This window comes from Desulfoconvexum algidum (assembly GCF_055382125.1).
On record NZ_AP042394.1, the window covers coordinates 6,814,603 to 6,831,914 of the forward strand.

The 17,312-nt window shown below is 47.8% G+C and carries 11 protein-coding genes; 5 read left to right on the forward strand and 6 right to left on the reverse strand.

Annotation, left to right across the window (positions count from 1 at the left end):
- The first annotated feature begins 435 nt into the window (after positions 1-435).
- Positions 436-3,960, forward strand: a complete 3,525-nt coding sequence (locus tag ACZ45G_RS30720) for a PAS domain S-box protein (RefSeq protein ID WP_464174452.1) — start codon at positions 436-438, stop codon at positions 3,958-3,960.
- A 38-nt stretch (positions 3,961-3,998) separates the two neighbouring features.
- Here the strand turns inward: ACZ45G_RS30720 and ACZ45G_RS30725 are convergent, their stop codons facing one another.
- Positions 3,999-7,178 carry a response regulator gene (locus ACZ45G_RS30725; protein ID WP_464174453.1) on the reverse strand — a complete coding sequence of 1,060 codons (3,180 nt, stop codon included), beginning with the start codon at positions 7,176-7,178 and terminating at the stop codon, positions 3,999-4,001.
- Positions 7,179-7,449: 271 nt separating this feature from the next.
- Here ACZ45G_RS30725 and ACZ45G_RS30730 point away from each other — a divergent pair, with 271 nt between their 5' ends.
- Complete coding sequence (locus ACZ45G_RS30730; protein WP_464174454.1) at positions 7,450-7,719, forward strand: hypothetical protein; 270 nt, start codon at positions 7,450-7,452, stop codon at positions 7,717-7,719.
- 25 nt (positions 7,720-7,744) lie between these two features.
- Here the strand turns inward: ACZ45G_RS30730 and ACZ45G_RS30735 are convergent, their stop codons facing one another.
- Positions 7,745-9,466, reverse strand: a complete 1,722-nt coding sequence (locus ACZ45G_RS30735; protein ID WP_464174455.1) for a PAS domain S-box protein — start codon at positions 9,464-9,466, stop codon at positions 7,745-7,747.
- The gene (ercA, locus tag ACZ45G_RS30740) at positions 9,450-10,613 is read right to left on the reverse strand and encodes an alcohol dehydrogenase-like regulatory protein ErcA (RefSeq protein WP_464174456.1); all 1,164 of its coding nucleotides are present in this window, start codon (positions 10,611-10,613) and stop codon (positions 9,450-9,452) included. Before ercA ends, ACZ45G_RS30735 begins: the two co-directional genes overlap by 17 nt.
- A 300-nt stretch (positions 10,614-10,913) precedes the next feature.
- Here ercA and ACZ45G_RS30745 point away from each other — a divergent pair, with 300 nt between their 5' ends.
- Positions 10,914-11,720, forward strand: coding sequence for a hypothetical protein (locus ACZ45G_RS30745; RefSeq protein ID WP_464174457.1), 807 nt, complete (start codon positions 10,914-10,916; stop codon positions 11,718-11,720).
- 30 nt (positions 11,721-11,750) lie between these two features.
- On the opposite strand, the gene ACZ45G_RS30750 is transcribed toward ACZ45G_RS30745, so the two are convergent.
- From ACZ45G_RS30750 to lnt, 3 genes are all read right to left on the reverse strand, one after another.
- Positions 11,751-12,299 (reverse strand): HD domain-containing protein, encoded by a 549-nt coding sequence (locus tag ACZ45G_RS30750; RefSeq protein ID WP_464180057.1) that lies wholly within the window; start codon positions 12,297-12,299, stop codon positions 11,751-11,753.
- A 5-nt stretch (positions 12,300-12,304) separates the two neighbouring features.
- A protein-coding gene (gene prfB / locus ACZ45G_RS30755) for a peptide chain release factor 2 (RefSeq protein ID WP_464174458.1) occupies positions 12,305-13,394 on the reverse strand; the annotation gives its coding sequence in 2 pieces (ribosomal slippage) (positions 12,305-13,324 and positions 13,326-13,394; 1,089 coding nt in all).
- Positions 13,391-14,971 carry an apolipoprotein N-acyltransferase gene (gene lnt, locus ACZ45G_RS30760; RefSeq protein WP_464174459.1) on the reverse strand — a complete coding sequence of 527 codons (1,581 nt, stop codon included), beginning with the start codon at positions 14,969-14,971 and terminating at the stop codon, positions 13,391-13,393. The genes prfB and lnt overlap by 4 nt, the downstream gene beginning before the upstream one ends.
- 97 nt (positions 14,972-15,068) lie before the next feature.
- Between lnt and ACZ45G_RS30765 the strand changes: the two genes are divergently transcribed.
- Both ACZ45G_RS30765 and ACZ45G_RS30770 read left to right on the forward strand, forming a co-directional pair.
- Complete coding sequence (locus ACZ45G_RS30765; RefSeq protein WP_464174460.1) at positions 15,069-16,709, forward strand: hybrid sensor histidine kinase/response regulator; 1,641 nt, start codon at positions 15,069-15,071, stop codon at positions 16,707-16,709.
- 148 nt (positions 16,710-16,857) lie between these two features.
- Positions 16,858-17,310, forward strand: coding sequence for an Hsp20/alpha crystallin family protein (locus tag ACZ45G_RS30770; RefSeq protein WP_464174461.1), 453 nt, complete (start codon positions 16,858-16,860; stop codon positions 17,308-17,310).
- The last annotated feature ends 2 nt before the right edge of the window (positions 17,311-17,312 follow it).

Consider the following 17,312-nt stretch of genomic DNA (forward strand, 5'->3'; position numbering starts at 1 on the left):
AATATTCATTTCGAAAAAACTTTCTTCAATTTCATCAAAAATTCAGTTGATCAAAGTCTGCAAAATCCTTGCGATTCACCCATATTGAATAAAACATTCAAAGCAACAAAAAATCAACCATTAACAATCCGGTTGATTATCTTTGCTTTGCCGGAAGGGTTATTTGCCCAGATATATTGTACTTTGTTTGAGCCCCACCCCCCCCCCCCCAAAAAAAAACAGTGTGAAAATGATCCCCCACAATGGGGGATGTGACCTTTTTTTTTGGGCAGGGTTCTTTTTTCTGAACCTTTTCTTGACAAGAAGACAGTTCCTGTCCTACAGCTTAAACGCATATGGTTAAACATACAGGATCCTTTTGGATCCATTTCCATTTAATATTTGACAAAGGAGAGACAGGCCAGGCAGACGTGCCGTCTTGAAAATTAGCCTCCCATGTTTAAAAACGAAAATCACACATTAAAGCAGGTTTTGTCTGCCGGCGGCTGGCAGATCCCGTCGGGTCGGATTTTTTCAGCCATCCTGATAATTTTCTGTGTGCTTTTTTTGTTTATTTCCCCTGCCCAGGCTCAGAACGCAGAACAGACAACCAAAGAGCTGCAGGCACAGACTTTGGCCCCAGTGCATCTTACCGATGCAGAGAAAGGATGGCTGTCAGCGCATTCTGATGAAAAATTTGTTTTTGCTGCGGATCAACCTCCCGCCCTGATCATCGATAAAAATGGCGCAATTTCCGGCATTTTAAAGGATATCCTGGATATTCTCAATTCAAGGCTGGGGACAAATTTCGGCATTATTGTCGACGATTATACCAAACTCAAAAAAATGCTTCAGACCCGAAAAGTGGCGGGGACGCTTGGCCTTGCCCAGGGCATGGGAAAATATTACAATGTTTTGGAGACGCAACCGGTGTATACGATTTATCCGGTTATTTTTGCCCATGGTGAAACACACAGCAAAATAAACAGCCTGAAAGATCTGGAAGGAAAAATCGTTTCTGTATCGAAAAGCTCTGGGTGGGCGCTGGAACTGCTGGAACCGTTCAAAGATCGTGTAGGCATTGTCAAGGCCGACACGCCGCTGGCAGCCATGGGATTGTTGTATGGGGGAAAGGTGGATTACATGATCGGCCATTCCCAGCATGCCTATTATATTTCAACGAACCAGCTTGTCGGAATACAACCGGTTCATATTTTCATGGACCAGCCGATTCGTGCGGTGATGGGTGTCCGGGATGACTGGCCCATATTGGCCGGGATTATAGACAAGGGGCTGGCATCCATTTCGAAAAAAGAGCTGACCGCTATCTATAATCAATGGGCTCCGCTTCCAAAACAACAAAAAACAATAGCGTTAACTCAGGAAGAGCAGTCCTGGCTCGCAAAAAAACACAGGGTAAGCGTTTCTTCCGGCAACTTTCCTCCTTTTGTTATCAATCAAGGAAAAGCGGTTTCCGGGATTGTAATCGATTATCTGAATCTGGTTGCACAAAGAACCGGGATTCTCTTTGATTATATCGATCCATTGATACCCTTTTCGCAACGACTTGAGGGGATAAAGTCACTCAAAGGACCGGTGGATATGATTCCCTGCATGATGAAGACCCCGGAGCGGGCGACGTATATGTCGTTCTCCAAAGCGTATTTCGATACCCCCAGGATGATTTTTACCCAAAAAAAGATGGGTGTGGTCAGTGGGTTAGTTGACTTTGCCGGGAAAAAAATAGCGGTGGTCCGAAAAACCGTGGTGCAGCAGGAAATTGAACGCAAATATTCGGGGATTCATGTGTTAACCTATGATACGGACCTGGATGCCATGGTGGCTGTTTCGACTGGAAAAGCAGACGGGTATGTGGGCAATCTGATGCTGGCATCCTACCTGATCCTTCAGCACGGCCTGGTCAACCTGGCCATAGCCGCCCCTACGGATCTTGAGGATCACATTTTTTCCTTTGGCAGCCGCAGAGACTGGCCACAGCTAAGCCGCATCATCGACAAGGGCATGGACAGCATAACACCGGCGGAAAAACTGGCCATACGCGGTAAATATCTTTCCGTGCGGTATGACCACGGCATCCGGTTTGGGGATGTGGTCAGGTGGCTTCTAATGGTTGCAGGCGCTGGAATGACCCTTGTGCTGGTGTTTTTCCTGTGGAACCGGACACTTAAAAAGCAGGTGCGTGAACGAACCGCCAAACTGCTTTACCATGCGACACTCCTGGAAAATGTTTCCGATGCCGTGGTATCACACGATCTGGATTTCAAAATTATCAGCTGGAATGAGGCTGCCCATGAAATTTACGGCTGGAAAGCCGAAGAGGTCATCGGCAGGACATTGAACCACGTGCTGCAGATGGAAGGCCCGGACACCCAGAAAGAAGAGATGTTGGCCGCTGTTCGGGGTATCGGCAAATGGCAGGGCGAAATCAGGCAGATCCGGAAAAATGGGGCCACAATCGATATTCATACAACAATTTCCAGGGTCATGGACCACCAGGGCAATATCATTGGTTTTGTGAGTGTCGATCGAGATATTACCCAGCAAAAAAAGGCTCAAAAATTGCTCATCGACAGTGAGATGCGGTTTCGGGCCACCTTTGAACAGGCCGCAGTCGGCATTGCCCATGTGGGGATTAATGGCGATTTTTTGCGGGTGAATGAAAAGTTTTGCAACATCATCGGATACCCACGGCAGGAAACACTGGCGCTGTCGTTTCAGAAAATTACCCACCCGGATGATCTTGGAACAGATCTGGATCACGTGGCCCAGCTGTTAAACGGAGAGGCGGAAGTTTATTCCATGGAAAAACGATATGTCTGCAAACAGGGGAATGTCGTCTGGGTCCACCTGACTGTTTCCCTGCTGTTTGACAGCACTGGCACTCCTTTGTTTTTTGTTTCGGTCATTAAAGATATTTCTGAAAGGAAGTGGCTACAGGAAGAACGAGATCGGATTCTCAACCTGTCTGCTGACCTGATCTGCATTGTCACCATGGAAGGGCGGTTTACCTATCTGAACCCTGCCTGGGAAAAAACCCTTGGGTACCCCCGGAAAGAATTGATGCGCAGGCCCATCCTGGACTTTATCCATCCGGAGGATCACATGAAAACTGATGCGCAGCTAACGAGACTTGCAGCCGGTGAAATTACGGAAGAATTTGAAAATCGCTACCTTCATAAAGAGGGCTCTGTTGTTCATATATTGTGGGTGGCAACCCCCCTGGTTGAAAAAAAACAGGTCTATTGCATCGGCCGGAACATCACCGCACGCAAGATAGCTGACGAGAAAATAAACCAGTACCAGGAAAGGCTCAAAGCCCTGGCGTCCCAATTGACCATTGCTGAGGAAAAGGAAAGAAGACGCATTGCGGCCGAACTGCATGATCATATTGGGCAGACCCTGGCTTTTTCACGCATCCAGGTTGCAAAGGCAAAAAAGCTTGCCCCTGAAGGCCAGGTGACAACCCTGCTGGAAGAATTGTCCCAATCGCTGCTGGGTACCATACGGGACACAAAAGATCTGGTGTTTGACTTAAGTTCTCCGCTGCTCAATGAAATTGGACTTGCGGCAGCCATTGCCCAATGGCTCGAAGAACAGGTCCATAAGAAGCAGGGACTGAAAACTGTTTTTATGGATGACAAAAAATCCTTTTGGGTGAATGATGATTTGAGAGCGATCCTGTTCCGCAACGTCCGTGAATTGCTCACCAACGTAATCAAGCATGCCCGGGCAACAACGGTAATTGTTTCCATGGAAGGCCATGGAAACAAACTGAAAATTTCAGTAACCGACGATGGGGTGGGGTTTGATTCTGATCAAGAAAGTGTTCCCCTCCACTCACCTTTAAAATTCGGATTGTTCAGCGTCAGGGAGCGGATTGAGGATTTTGGTGGATCTGTGGACATTGTTTCTGCCCAGGGCAAGGGGACAACCATCCAAATGACCATACCAGCGCCATAATGGCGAAGCGGTCTAAAATAAGGAGGGGGTCTATTCTTTTATTGACGGGGGACAAGTCCCAGTTCCCTGGCTTTGGAAACGGCATTTCTCCTGTTGTCCACCGCAAGTTTTTCATATATTTTTTTCAAATGGGTTTTAACGGTTTCCGGTGAAATATAAAGTTTTTCTGCAATTTCCCTGTTGTAGAGGTGTTTTGCCAGCAGGGCCAGGATTTCCAGTTCCCGCTTGGTCAATGGGTCTGTCAGGGTTTGCATGGCCGAGGATAGGGCATTTGGCAGCGGTGCCGGATTCGCCAGGCTGACCGGTGGGACACCGGAGGCACTTTTCTCCAAGGCCGCCAAAAGGGGTTCAATGAAGTCCAGGGCCACCTCTTTTGTTTGTAGCTGCCTGAGCATCTCTTCCATGGGCGGACCAGGTTCAATAAATGGCCGGATCCATTTGCCGGGAGCGGCAAGGGTCACGGCCGCTTCCAGGGTTGTGAGGGCTTGCTCAACCCGGTCCTGACCCTTTTGTGCCAGGGATTGGAGAACCATGATCTCGACCTGCTGGCAGGTGTTTTGCCATTCAATGGCTTTCTGGTGAAGCGCCCCGAGCTTTTCTGCGGCTTCCGCAAGGCTCGCGTCAGATCCAACGGCAATGAGCACCCGGCATTCCGTGATAAGGGGGATTTCCAAAAAGAAGATCATCATTTGATGGCCTTCTATCTGGCCCGTCATCTTCTGCCAGCGGGAGGCTGAATCCAGATCCCCCCGGAGCAGGGAGATCCGTGCCTGGCAGGAACCGACAATTTCAAGAGTCCCCGGATCTTTGGTCCAGTGTGCATAGGCCTTTGCCAGGGTCATGGTTTCGGCTGCCGTTTCCGGGGCGCCCATGAACTGCTGGGTCATGGCCAGGCCGGCCATGGCGTCAATGGCGGCTCTGTGATTCTTAATATATCGATGTTGAACCGCCTGGCTGAAATGATGGTGGGCAGTTTTTAGCTCAAAGGTCTGGAAACCGGCATTCCCCAGCACATATTCCGCCCATGCCCCGGCAAAGGCGAGGTGGTGTGACCGGGTCACCGCGATCATTCTCAACCCTTCCCCAAATGTCTGGTCCCATTGGCCATCCAGCATATGAATAAAGCACAGGCCAAACCGTAGTCGTGACAACAGCATTCCTTGCTGCAAGTTTTTGCGGCCGATTCTTTGATTCAGGGTCTCCAGGGCCGCTTCTTTTTGGCCGTTAAGATGAAGCGCCAGGCATTCCCAGTACTCCGCCTCGGACCTCAATGCGATAAAGGCGGTTTTGGGAAGCAGTTTCACAGCCGTGTTAAAAAATTGGGCGCTTTGCGCTGGCTTGCATTGAAAATAGCAGACAAGCCCCTGGAAGAAGTTGATCTCACACAGCAGTTCAGGCCCTGCTGATGCCGGGTCAACAAGTGATTTGACACGCTGGAGGATCGGGGGGAGTTCCCCCACCTGTGCCCGGGTGAGCCATATCCATGCCTGACCCAGCAAAAGCCCGGGGCGTTCCTGCAACATGTCATGGGGCAATCTATCCAGCCACTTTTCAAGGGTATGCCATTGATCCTTGTCCAGAACCGCATGCCGGTTTTGTTCAATTATCCCGGCGGCAGCAGCGGCATCCCCGGCGGCAAGGGCGTGGGTGATGGCTTCATCGGGCAACCCCTCATGGGCAAACCAGTCAGCGGCCTGGGCGTGGAGCGCTGCGATTTGCGCGGGCGTCTTCCGTTGTCTTAAATGATGCTGCAGCAATTGCTGAAACAATTGGTGGTAGCGAAACCAATGGTTTTGCGTATCCAGGTTGAAAATGAACATATTGTCCTGCTTCAATCGCTGGATAAAGGTTTGGGAATCCAACTCATCCCTGCGCGTTTCAACAGCCCCCATGCCGAGCAACGCATCGCACAACGGGGCACAGAACCGATCCAGAATAGCGGTTTTCAAGAGACAGTCCTGAATTTGTTTGGGCTGGGAAGAAAAAACCTCATGAAAAAGGTATTCCATCACGTATTCCGGGCTTCCGTTCAATTCAGAAAGAATGGTGTTAAAATCATGCCGGTGGCGGATGGAAAGATTTGCCAGCCGCAACGCCGTGATCCATCCTTCGGTTCTGAGTGTCAATTGAGCAATCATCTCTTTTTCCAATGGAAGCTCGGTGTTTTTTTCCAAAAAGCGTTGGGTTTCCGTTTCTGTAAACCGCAGATCCTGAAGGCGGAGCTCTTCTAATTGTCCCTGGGCACGAAATTTTGCCAGGGGCAGGAACGGGTCTGACCGGCTAATGAGGATCAGGTGCAGCGGTTTTGGCGGGTGGCGCAACACTTCCACCATCAGATCATGAATCTTTTTTCCCCGGATGAGATGGAAATTATCCAGTACCAGGATAAAATCCTGGTCAATTAAATTCAGTTCATTGATCAATCGCCCCGCCAGAACCTGGAGGGGCGGCAAGGTTGTCGTGTTGAGAAATTTGAAAAATTCGGACATGGCCTGGGGAAAAAGCATCCTCACGGCATAAATGATATAGGTTAGAAATCGATGCAGATCATTGTCATCCGCATCCAGGGATATCCAGGCATTGGGCCAGGGATGATCTTTGAGCCAGTAGCAGACCAGCTCACTCTTGCCGTAGCCGGCCGGTGCAATGACAGTTTGCAGGGGAAGCTGCCGGCTTTTTTCAAGCAGTTGGGTCAGCCGCTGACGATGCACATGATCCCCGGACACAAGGGGGGGGTGCAGCTTTGTTTCGATGATTTCAATATGGTTTTTTCGGGAAGTCTGCTTCCCGGATAAGTTTTGCCTGAATTGGGAGACCACAAGACCCGTGATCGAAGGGCTCAGATAGGCTTGCCCGTTCATTACCGCACGGATTCCCTTGACCAGTTCTTCGGGCACACTCTCTTTGACGATATAGCCACTGGCACCTGCCTGAAGCATGCTTTCCACAAATTTTTTTTCAGAATGAATGGACAGGGCAATCACTTTTGTATTGGGAAAGTCTGACAGAATCTGTCGTGTCGCTTCAATACCATTGATTCCGGGCATGGTGATATCCATGACAACGACACTGGGCGAAAGGGTCTGGAGCAATTCTATGGCTGCCTGTCCATCCCCGGCTTCGCCGATCACTTCCATATCTGTTTCATCCTCTATTAAAGACCGGAGCCCTTTAAGAAAAATCGGATGGTCATCTACTAAAAGGATGGATGGTTTCATACTAATTCTATTTATTAGTATTAACTTGAGAATACAAGGAAAAGTTCTTTGATGCAAATATTTGGGGAAAAATAGAATCAAATAAATTAAAGTTAAGACCGGTTAGAAGCGACCGCATCCACCCCGGTTTTTTAAAATTGGATCTGGACAAGGTGCTTGAAATGGTATTTAAATAGGGGGGGGGGAGGATTAAGTTTCCTATGGACAAACTCGGGGGATCTTTTATAGAATCTTCCAGGAAAAATAAATCACCTAACACTGGAGGCGAGATATGAAATCAATTCAGGCTGATTTTCAGCGAGACCCACAGGAAATAAAGGTCAAGGCCGGGGCAGAACAAGAGGACTGGATACAGGTATGCCGCAGGTTCAATGATGATGTGGAAAGGGTCTGTGATATAAATGACCTTGGGGAGTATACCGGTCTTTATCAATGTTTTGATGAGTTGAACAAAGGGGTTTTCTATCTTGTGGAAGAAAACAAGGCCCTGTTTCGGATGAAACGAAGGCATTTTCTGGATAACATCGGCATTAAAAAATAAAACGCCTGAATAAAATGCAGTTGGATTATTCCGGAAGAGGCCGGTCCAATAATTTTTTGACCATTCTGGCAAGCATCTGTTGGGAGTAAGGTTTTTGCAGAAAATTAACCCCTTCTTCAAGCATTCCATCGTGGACAATATGATTGTCCGTATACCCGGAGACATAGATCACCTTTATATCCGGCATTACCACAATCGCTTTTTTAATAAAATCTTTTCCATTGAGTTCCGGCATGATCAGATCTGTAATCACAAGATCAAATGACGAATTCCCTTTTTTTAAAATCCCTGCCTGGATTAGTTCCAGGGCCTCCTTGCCGTTAAAGGCCTTGTGGATTTCATACCCCAGAGACATGAGGGCATTGGCGGCAAACGCACAGACCTCTGTGTCATCTTCAACCAGTAAAATCCTTTCATTTCCCGACAGATTTTCAACCCTGGGGGCTGTTTTCTTTGTCGGTGCAGTCTTCTGGGATGCAGCCGGCCAATAAATTTTAAACGAGGTCCCCTGGTTTGGTTCTGAATAGACCTGGATATTGCCCTGGTTTTGTTTGACAATGCCGTAAATCATGGCAAGTCCGAGACCGGTTCCCTTGTCCTTGGCTTTTGTGGTAAAAAAAGGCTCAAAGATCCGCTTCTGGAGTTCCCTGTCCATTCCCATGCCATTGTCGGATACGGAAAAGAAAATATACTGGCCCGGGTTGTCCAGGTTCATTCGTTTAGCTGCGTTTAAGGGAAAAACGGTCTGTCCGGTTTCAATGGTGATCCGTTTTTTAACCTCTTTTTTGCTGCTGCTTGTCAAGGCATCCCTGGCATTGACCATGAGGTTGGTAAATATTTGTTCAATCTGGGTCCGGTCTGCGGAAATGGTGCCGATATTTTTGTCCAGAATGGTTTGGACATGAATATCTTCGCCAATCAACCGGCGGAGCATATTGTCCATGGAAGAGACCGTGGCATTAATATCCAAAATTTTGGGGGTGTATATCTGTTTTCTACTGAATGCCAATAGTTGCCGGGTCAGGTCTGCGGCCCGTTTTCCTGCATGGGAAATGGCAAAGACCTTTTTAAACAGGGGATGATCTTCTTTTGTTTTGCCCAGGATCAGGCCGGCATATCCGTTGATAATGGTTAAAAGGTTGTTGAAATCATGGGCAATTCCTCCGGCAAGGGCGCCGATGGACTCCATTTTCTGGGATTGAACCAATTGTTCCTGGACGTATCGTTTTTCTTTTTCTACCTGTTTCCGGTCTGTGATATCCCGGGAAATCCCCAGGATCTGTCTTTCAGATCCATCATTACTGGAAAAACACGAGACCTTTGCTTCTATCCAGGTGGTGCTGCCATCCTTATTGGCCTGCAAAAGTTCTATCACCATTGATGGAGGGGGAGACTCGTTAGAACAGGAGATTTCATTGATCCCCTTTGATATCAGGTCTGAAAATACAGTTGCATGGTCCGGTGTCAACAGGGAGGTGAAAGGGGTTCCTTCCAGCTCTTCTGGAGAAAAACCGCATATGGGCTTAATGGAGGGGCTGATGTAACGGATGTTCAAATTAAGATCCAGCATCCAGATCACGTCGGAGATGTTCTCTGCCAGCAACCGATACCGACGCTCACTGATTTCAAGTTCCCGGATTTTTTTTTGAAGCTGGGGGTAATAGCTTTTTTGGACGGACCGTTCCCCTAAGCCCATGAGCTTCGCAATGGCGGTATCCATCGGTCTTTTATCAGAGGGCTTCTTCATAAATGGTTTCAATATCGCGTTTATTGGTTTTTCTGGGGTTGGTCAGAAGGCAGGCATCATTGAGTGCCTTTTCAGACAGGTCGGAGATATCCTGCTGTTTAACATGGACCTGGCCAAGACTTTTGGAGATGCCCAACTGATATCTCAGGGACCTGATTTCTTTAAACAAGGCCGCCTTAAGTTCTCGCTGGTTGTATCCCCTTGTATCCAGCCCCAGATTTTGGGCGATGACCTTAAACCTTTCGGGAACGGCAGAATAATTAAACGCCATCACATGTTCCAATACAAGAGAGTTACATTCCCCATGGGGCAGGTCTAAAAAACCCCCCAGGCTGTGGGCCATGGCATGCACGGCCCCCAGAACGGCATTGGAAAAGGCAAGGCCTGCTTGCATGCTGGCCAGCATGATATTTTCCCGTAAAATCATATCATGGGGATCGTTCAAAATTTGAGGCAGATTCGTTTTTAACAGGCGGATGGCCTCAAGGGCATGGACGTCGGTGATTTTGGAACTGGCAGTTGAGACAAAGGCTTCCACTGCATGGGCCATGGCATCCATTCCGGTACAGGCGGTAAGATAGGGGTCCATGGTGGTGGTGGTTTCAGGATCGATTAATGCAATGTCCGGTATCACAATTTTACTGATAATGGCTATCTTTACCTTTTTTGTTGTGTTGTTGATAATGCAGAACTGGGAAACATCCGCCGAGGTACCGGCAGTGGTGGGGATAAAAATCATGGGCGGAAGAGGGTCCATGATTCGGTCCACGCCCTCATAATCGAGAATATGCCCCCCATTGGAAACCACAATGCCGATCCCCTTGGCACAGTCCATGGGGGATCCGCCTCCCACGGCAATAATTCCATCACAGCCGGCCGATAGATATGCTGCCGCCCCCATCATGGCTTCCTCTTCCCGGGGGTTGGAACTGACTTGAGAAAAGGTGATATACGCGATGTCATGGTCAATGAGCGTCTGGGCCACCTGGTCGGTCCATCCGGCTGCCATTACCCCAGGGTCTGTGACAATCATGGGCTTTGCAATATAAAATTTTTTGCAATATTCTCCTGCCAGGTAACGGGAGCCGTTCCCAAAGATAATTTCAGGGGCAACAAATTTTCTTAAATTCTCTATGACGACGGGCACAGCTCTTTCCTCTTATAGGTTTTAAACGAACACGATTATACAAGCATCGCATTTTTTATAATAACAGCCCTTTTTTGTTTATACAAGGGCCGGAACGGCGGGGATGAATGAAATCGACGATTGAAGTCTTTAACGCCATATGATAAATTAATGGGGTCAACGGATATCTCCCCTATATCGGAAGCCATTTTTCCAATAGATTTCAACAGTTTGACATCAATTATCTGCCGATCTCAGGAAGAATCTTATGGGTCGTAATTAGGGTATCGGATTCATCTTCCATATTTAAAAGGAGTCTGTTTGATTAATCCGGCATATCGGGGCAAAAATGAAAAAGGGATAGGGAGGAAAGATGAAAAAATTAGGTTTGTTGGCTGGTACTGCTGTGATGGTGGCAGTGTTTGCAATCAGGTCTATGGCAGTGATACAAACCTGGACCCCTATGGCCATGTGGACGCCAAACGCCAGCCCATGATCCGATTGAACTTTGGCGGTTTTCAGATTGCCGCCATACAGCCGAATACAGACACCTGGGACGGAGGCGTGGCAGACAGCACCGAAGTCATTATTCCAAAACTTGAGGCCAGTTATCGCCTGGTGCTGGACAATGCCTTTCTGGATTTTCAGGGAGGGTATCAGACCTATGAGATAACCGATACCGCCACAAAAATTTCCAAAAATGTGGATAGTTATATTCTTGCGGTGGGGGGACAGATTAAATTTGATTCTTTTTATTTGGGTGCGGATTTCTGGTTTGGCCAAAACACAGGGCCCTACAATTATAATTGTGCAGCGGATGATGACCCCACCTTTGACGGTAGCACCTTTGTCGAAAACGACTCCCTGGGATATGCCCTTGTGGGGGGGATGAAGCTCAATGAAACCTTCTCGTTTGAGCTGGGATATGGGTATACCGAGGCGGAGCTTGACCAGGCCGGAGGCAATAAAGATGCTGCGGATTCCTATTATGTCCAGTCAACTGTCACCCTTGCTCCCGGGGTCTTTTTTGTCCCTGAAATCGGCGTGATTGACAACAAGAAAGATGAGGACGGAATCGAAGAATCCGAAATCCTTTATTACGGAATCAAATGGCAGATCAATTTTTAAACTGATTGTATGCGCAATGGGCCTGGAGAATCAAAGATGAAATTCTTCAACCCATCCGGCAAACCGTTTTCCATGTGCTGGATTAATCCTGGAGAGTTCCTCTATGATCAGTTGTGGTGTCATTATCCTGTCCTGATCTTTAGGACTTTTTGAAAAATATTTATCGGCACAGCAGATGATTTTTTCTTCAAGGCTGACTGGCACCATATCCCTTTTGGGCAGGGGCAAACCCCCTTGGATGATATTATCCAGGGTGATGCCGGCCCCGGTATGCCGTTCCGCCACAAGGCCAAAGGCGGGATCAAGCCCCTGTTCATCCAGGATCTGCCGGCCCAGATACCCGTGGCAGATATAAGGGAATTTTCCTCCGCAGCCAATGGCGTGGGCCCGGGTCATGAAGATACCGATATCATGGAGCAGGGCGGCTTTTTCAATAAAGTCCAGGTCAGGTGACAGCGGGGCAAGATTTCGGGCGATCTCAAGACTTTTTTTGGCCACTTGGCAACTGTGATCCACCAGCAACGCATACAGGGCAGATTCCTTTGGATAATAGGTTTCAATGACAGCAAAAGGATCCATGGGGTTCAAGATAATAGAACCCCTTCGATAAAAGGATCCAGGTCTCCGTCCAAAACCCTGTCCACATCCCCTATTTCAAGGTCGATGCGATGGTCTTTCACCATGCGGTAGGGGTGGAGTACATAGGAACGAATCTGGCTTCCCCAGGCAATTTCATCCTTTCCGTCGTGGAGATTCTGCATTTTTTGAGTCTGTTTGTCCTTTTCCAATTGATAGAGACGTGATTTTAAGACTTTATAGGCAATTTCCTTGTTCCGGTGCTGGGAGGATTCCTGCTGGCATTGGGCCACAACCCCCGTGGGCAGATGGGTGATGCGGACCGCAGAGCTTGTCTTGTTCACATGCTGGCCCCCGGCGCCGCTGGCACGGTACACATCAATCCGAACCTCGCTTTCATCAATGTCGATGACAATTTCATCCTTGATTTCAGGATAGACAAAAACAGAGGCAAAGGAGGTGTGGCGTTTTCCATTGGAATTGAAGGGAGAAATTCGAACCAGGCGGTGGACACCGGATTCCACCTTCATAAATCCATAACAGTTTTCACCTGCAACACGAAGGGTTGCTCCTTTGAGGCCGGCTTCGTCACCGGGTTGATAATCAATGATCTGTAATTTGTACCCTTTTTTATCAATCCAGCGTGTGTACATCCTGAACAGCATTTCAGCCCAATCCTGGGAATCGGTACCGCCGGCTCCGGCATTGATGGTGACCAGGGCATCCCGTGCATCATCTTCATGGTTCAGGGTAATTTCCACGGAAAATTTCTTTATTTTTTTTTCAAGGGCTGCCACAAGAACCGCCACCTCCTGCTCGCTTTCCTTGTCCGATTCTTCCTGGGCCATCTCCAGCAACAGATCGGCTTCTTCAATATCGTCGGAAATACTTTGGCAGGTTTCAAGGAGGTTGGACAGGAGGGTCCTTTCTTTTAACAGCTCCGTGGCCTTGTCTGCATCATCCCAAAAATCGGGTCTGGCAATAAAATGTTCCAGTTCCCGGAACCGCTTTTCTTTTATGGGGAGGTCAAAGATACTCCTTGAGCTGGTCTGATTTGGTGTAGATGGCGGATATGGTCTGTTTTAAATCGGCACTCATTTTTGGATTCTCCTAAAGATATTGTTTACTCCTTTTACCATGAAACCAAGGCAGATTGCAACCAGTGCCGCCATGCCGATCAGGTCTCCGTGCCGGGTATAAAAAGATATGGTTTTCAGGGTTGGTACCGGCCGGGTGATGGCTGCCGTTGTAAAGAGTCCGGTTTCTTCTATAATCCTCCCCCTAGGATCGATAAATCCGGAAATTCCGGTGTTGGCTGCCCGGACAACACTTCTGCGGTTTTCAACCGCCCGGAGCACGGCAATGGAAAAATGCTGCCTGGCGGCTGAGGTTACGCCGAACCAGGCATCATTGGTCATGGTGGTCAAGATATCTGCCCCGTTTTTAACAAAGGCCCGGGCAATGGAGGGAAAAAGGATTTCAAAACAGATGAGCACCCCTGTTCGGTGATCCTTGAAGGACAGGGGGGTAAATGTTGTGTCTCCGGCGCTAAAATTTCCCGCCTGCTGGGTGATCTTCCCCAGAAAGGCCAGATAGGCTTGCAATGGGACATACTCCCCAAAGGGGACCAGATGGGTCTTGTCATAGGTGCCCGTCACAAGGGAGAGGGGGTTGAGCATATAGGCCCGGTTATAAAACTTCAGGTTTTCCTTGCCCCTTTCAAAGGCGGGGCTGCCCACGAGAAAATGGGTTTTGGCCTTTCTTACATAGACATCTATTTTGTTGGAATAAAGGGTGTCTGCACCATAATAGAAAGGAAGTGCTGTTTCCGGCCAGATGATAAGGTCTGGATTTGTTTTGGCCACCCCAAGGGAAAGGTTGCCGTAGCGTTCAATGGTTTTATTTTTAAAGGTCTTGTCCCATTTTAAATCCTGGCTTATATTTCCCTGGATAACGCAAATATTTGGTTTCGGGGCGGCCTGGATCAGGCGGTCAATTTCCGGAAGCCTTACCCTGCCATAGGCCAGACAAGCCACCACAAGTGCCAGGGTATAACACAAAATAATTGAAATTGACCGCCAGGAGATCTTGCTTGGCGCCAGTGACGGGGCCAGGTACAAAACAAGCTGTGCAAGGGTAAGATTGCACAGCACAATTAGAAAAGAAATCCCCAGAACTCCTGTCAAATCCGCTATCTGGACCAGAGTTTGGTTTGAATACTGGCTGTAGCCAAGAACTCCCCAGGGGAACCCGGTAAGGGCATAAGTTCTGATGTATTCCAGCCCTACCCAGAGACAGGCACCCATGATGGGCATGAAAACTTTTGGGGGATCCAGTCGTTTCATCAACCAGGCAAAGCCGCCGATATAGAGAGCAAGATAAAGGCATAGCAGGGCCAGGGTTGACATCCCCAGCAGGGGGTGAAGCCCGCCGTAAATCGTCACCGTGGGGACAATCCAATAGATCAGGGTCATATAATGACCAAAGCCCGCCACAAACCCGGCATAAAAGGATTGTTTTGAGGTCATGGATTGGATGGAAACCATGAGGGGTACCAGGGCGAAAAAGGCAAGGAAATACAGGTTACAATCGGGAAAAGAAGCGGTCAGCAAAAATCCGCTGACCAGGGCCGGAAAATAGGATATTAAAACGAACAGATTTTTTTTGGGGTGCATTTTTTTATTTTGACCTTAGTATTATGGAAAAAGTCTGCTATACTTAGCAGTTAGTCAAACTTCCGTCAATTTATGAAAACAAATCAGGAAAATTTTTATGGCGCAAGGATATCATAAAAGCAGTGCTGAGAACAATCTTCCAGGGTCTGAGCCATTATCAGACTCCCATGGATTATCTTTGGGACAAACCACCCCTGACTCTTTTGATACAGCAGAATTGTCCTTTGACCAGATGAAGGTTGTCTTGGAATCTTCCCCTGCTGGTTTCGGGATTATGAGGGATAGAGTTCTTGGCTGGGCCAATGAGAATTTTTATGAGATGCTGGGGTATGAAGTCGGATCCCTTATGGGGAAAGATGTCAGAATTTTGTACTCCGCCCAAAGGGAATATGAACGCGTGGGAAAACTCCTTGCCATGGGCATGGAAAAATACGATGTTGGCATGGTTGAAACACGGCTTTCCAGACGAGACGGCACTGCCTTTGATTGCCGAATTCGCGCATCTCTTTTGTATCCGGGGAATCCGGAAAAGGGCAGGGTGATCGTTGTAACCGATATTTCGGAATTAAAATCGCTCCAAATCCAGCTTCAGCAGGCCCAGAAAATGGAAGCCATCGGGGTTCTGGCCGGTGGGATTTCCCATGATTTTAACAATATCTTAATGGGAATACAGGGCCATCTCTCGTTGATGCAGATCGACATGACAGCTGTGGAAAAAATGGCCTCCCACACCCGTCAAATTAAAAAACTGGTGGATACGGCTGCAGAGCTGACCGGCCGGCTGCTGGGATTTGCCAGGGGGGGGAAATATCAGGTTGCCATATTGGATGTCAACCAGGTGGTGAAAATGGCCCTGGGTATATTCACGCCCTCCCTGAAAAATATCAGTGTCCATGAATCCCTTGAAGCAAATCTTCATCTGGTGGACGGGGATCATTCCCAGCTCGAACAGGTCTGCCTCAACCTCCTTATCAATGCCTCCCAGGCAATGACAGATGCAGGTGATATTTTTATCAGTACCCAGAATCTTTTTATCACACAGGACCATGGATATCCCTTTGAGGTCCTTCCGGGCCGGTACATCAAAATATCAATTAAAGATACCGGGATTGGCATGGATCCAAAAATTCAAAAAAAGATTTTTGATCCTTTTTTTTCCACCAAGGGGATTAGTGACAAAAAAGGCCGAGGGCTGGGTCTTTCAACTGTTTTCGGAATTGTAAAAAACCATGGCGGTTTTATCACGGTTAGGAGTGAACGAGGAGAAGGCTCGGAATTTATGGTGTTTTTGCCCGCCTCCAACGAGGTGGCCATCAAAGATCTTCCGGAAGAAACACCTTCTTTGGATCAAATGCTCAAAGGGTCTGAAACCGTATTGCTGGTGGATGATGAACAGGAGATTTTAAATGTGGGGAAAAATTTTCTTGAAAAACTGGGATACACCCCCATTATTGCGCACAATGGACTGGAGGCCGTTGAATTGTTCAAGGTGTATAAAGATCAAATTTCATTGGTGGTACTGGACCTGATCATGCCGGTAATGGATGGTAAACAAGCATTTACCCAGATAAAAGCAATCGAAAACGATACCAGATTTATTATTACCACAGGATACGCCGTGGATGAAAAACTGGAAAATCTTTTGCGCCAGGGGTGCCACGGATTTATCCAGAAACCTTTTTCCCTGCACGAATTTTCCAAGGTGATCAGAACCATTCTTGACAAGAGAATCCCTTGATACCTTTTTCCAGCAGAGTGGGCCCAGTCTTTGCTAAATAATTCATTTTGCTGGATTTTTATGATTGCGCTTTACAATCGGGCACCCAGATGGTATTTTTGTGGTTCGTCAGATGATCGATATAACAGTGTCATCAGGAGTGTTTTTTATGGAACATATAGAAATACGGTTTGGGGATAATATTGAAATTCATGCCTCGGAAGACAAGTCCTTTGAGCAGATGTTTCAATCGGTAAACCCCATGTTCTGTTTTTCAAAACGTGTTTGGAAGCCCCAGATGGATATATTTGAAACAAGAAACAAGATTATTATCCAGGCGGAGATGGCAGGGGTGAACCAGGAAGATATCATTATAGAAGTCAATAACAAGGCCGTTAAGATTTCCGGAAACAGGAAATGCAACCACCCGGATCCAACCGCCACCTTTCGGCTTGCCGAAATTCAGTTCGGCCTGTTTGAGCGGGTCCTTTATCTGCCAAGCGCCATTGATGTTGAAAAGGTGTCCGCCTTATTTTCCAACGGATTCCTGGAGTTAACCCTGGGAAAGCTTTTCAATAAGAATATAAAACGAAAGAGCAATGTTTCCCTAGATTTTATTTAAGT

Excerpts from the sequence above, each read along its gene's own strand:
- ACZ45G_RS30720 (WP_464174452.1), top strand. The coding sequence starts at position 436 with ATGTTTAAAAACGAAAATCACACATTAAAGCAGGTTTTGTCTGCCGGC.
- ACZ45G_RS30725 (WP_464174453.1), bottom strand. The coding sequence starts at position 7,178 with ATGAAACCATCCATCCTTTTAGTAGATGACCATCCGATTTTTCTTAAA.
- ACZ45G_RS30730 (WP_464174454.1), top strand. The coding sequence starts at position 7,450 with ATGAAATCAATTCAGGCTGATTTTCAGCGAGACCCACAGGAAATAAAG.
- ACZ45G_RS30735 (WP_464174455.1), bottom strand. The coding sequence starts at position 9,466 with ATGAAGAAGCCCTCTGATAAAAGACCGATGGATACCGCCATTGCGAAG.
- ACZ45G_RS30750 (WP_464180057.1), bottom strand. The coding sequence starts at position 12,299 with ATGGATCCTTTTGCTGTCATTGAAACCTATTATCCAAAGGAATCTGCC.
- lnt (WP_464174459.1), bottom strand. The coding sequence starts at position 14,971 with ATGCACCCCAAAAAAAATCTGTTCGTTTTAATATCCTATTTTCCGGCC.
- ACZ45G_RS30765 (WP_464174460.1), top strand. The coding sequence starts at position 15,069 with ATGGCGCAAGGATATCATAAAAGCAGTGCTGAGAACAATCTTCCAGGG.
- ACZ45G_RS30770 (WP_464174461.1), top strand. The coding sequence starts at position 16,858 with ATGGAACATATAGAAATACGGTTTGGGGATAATATTGAAATTCATGCC.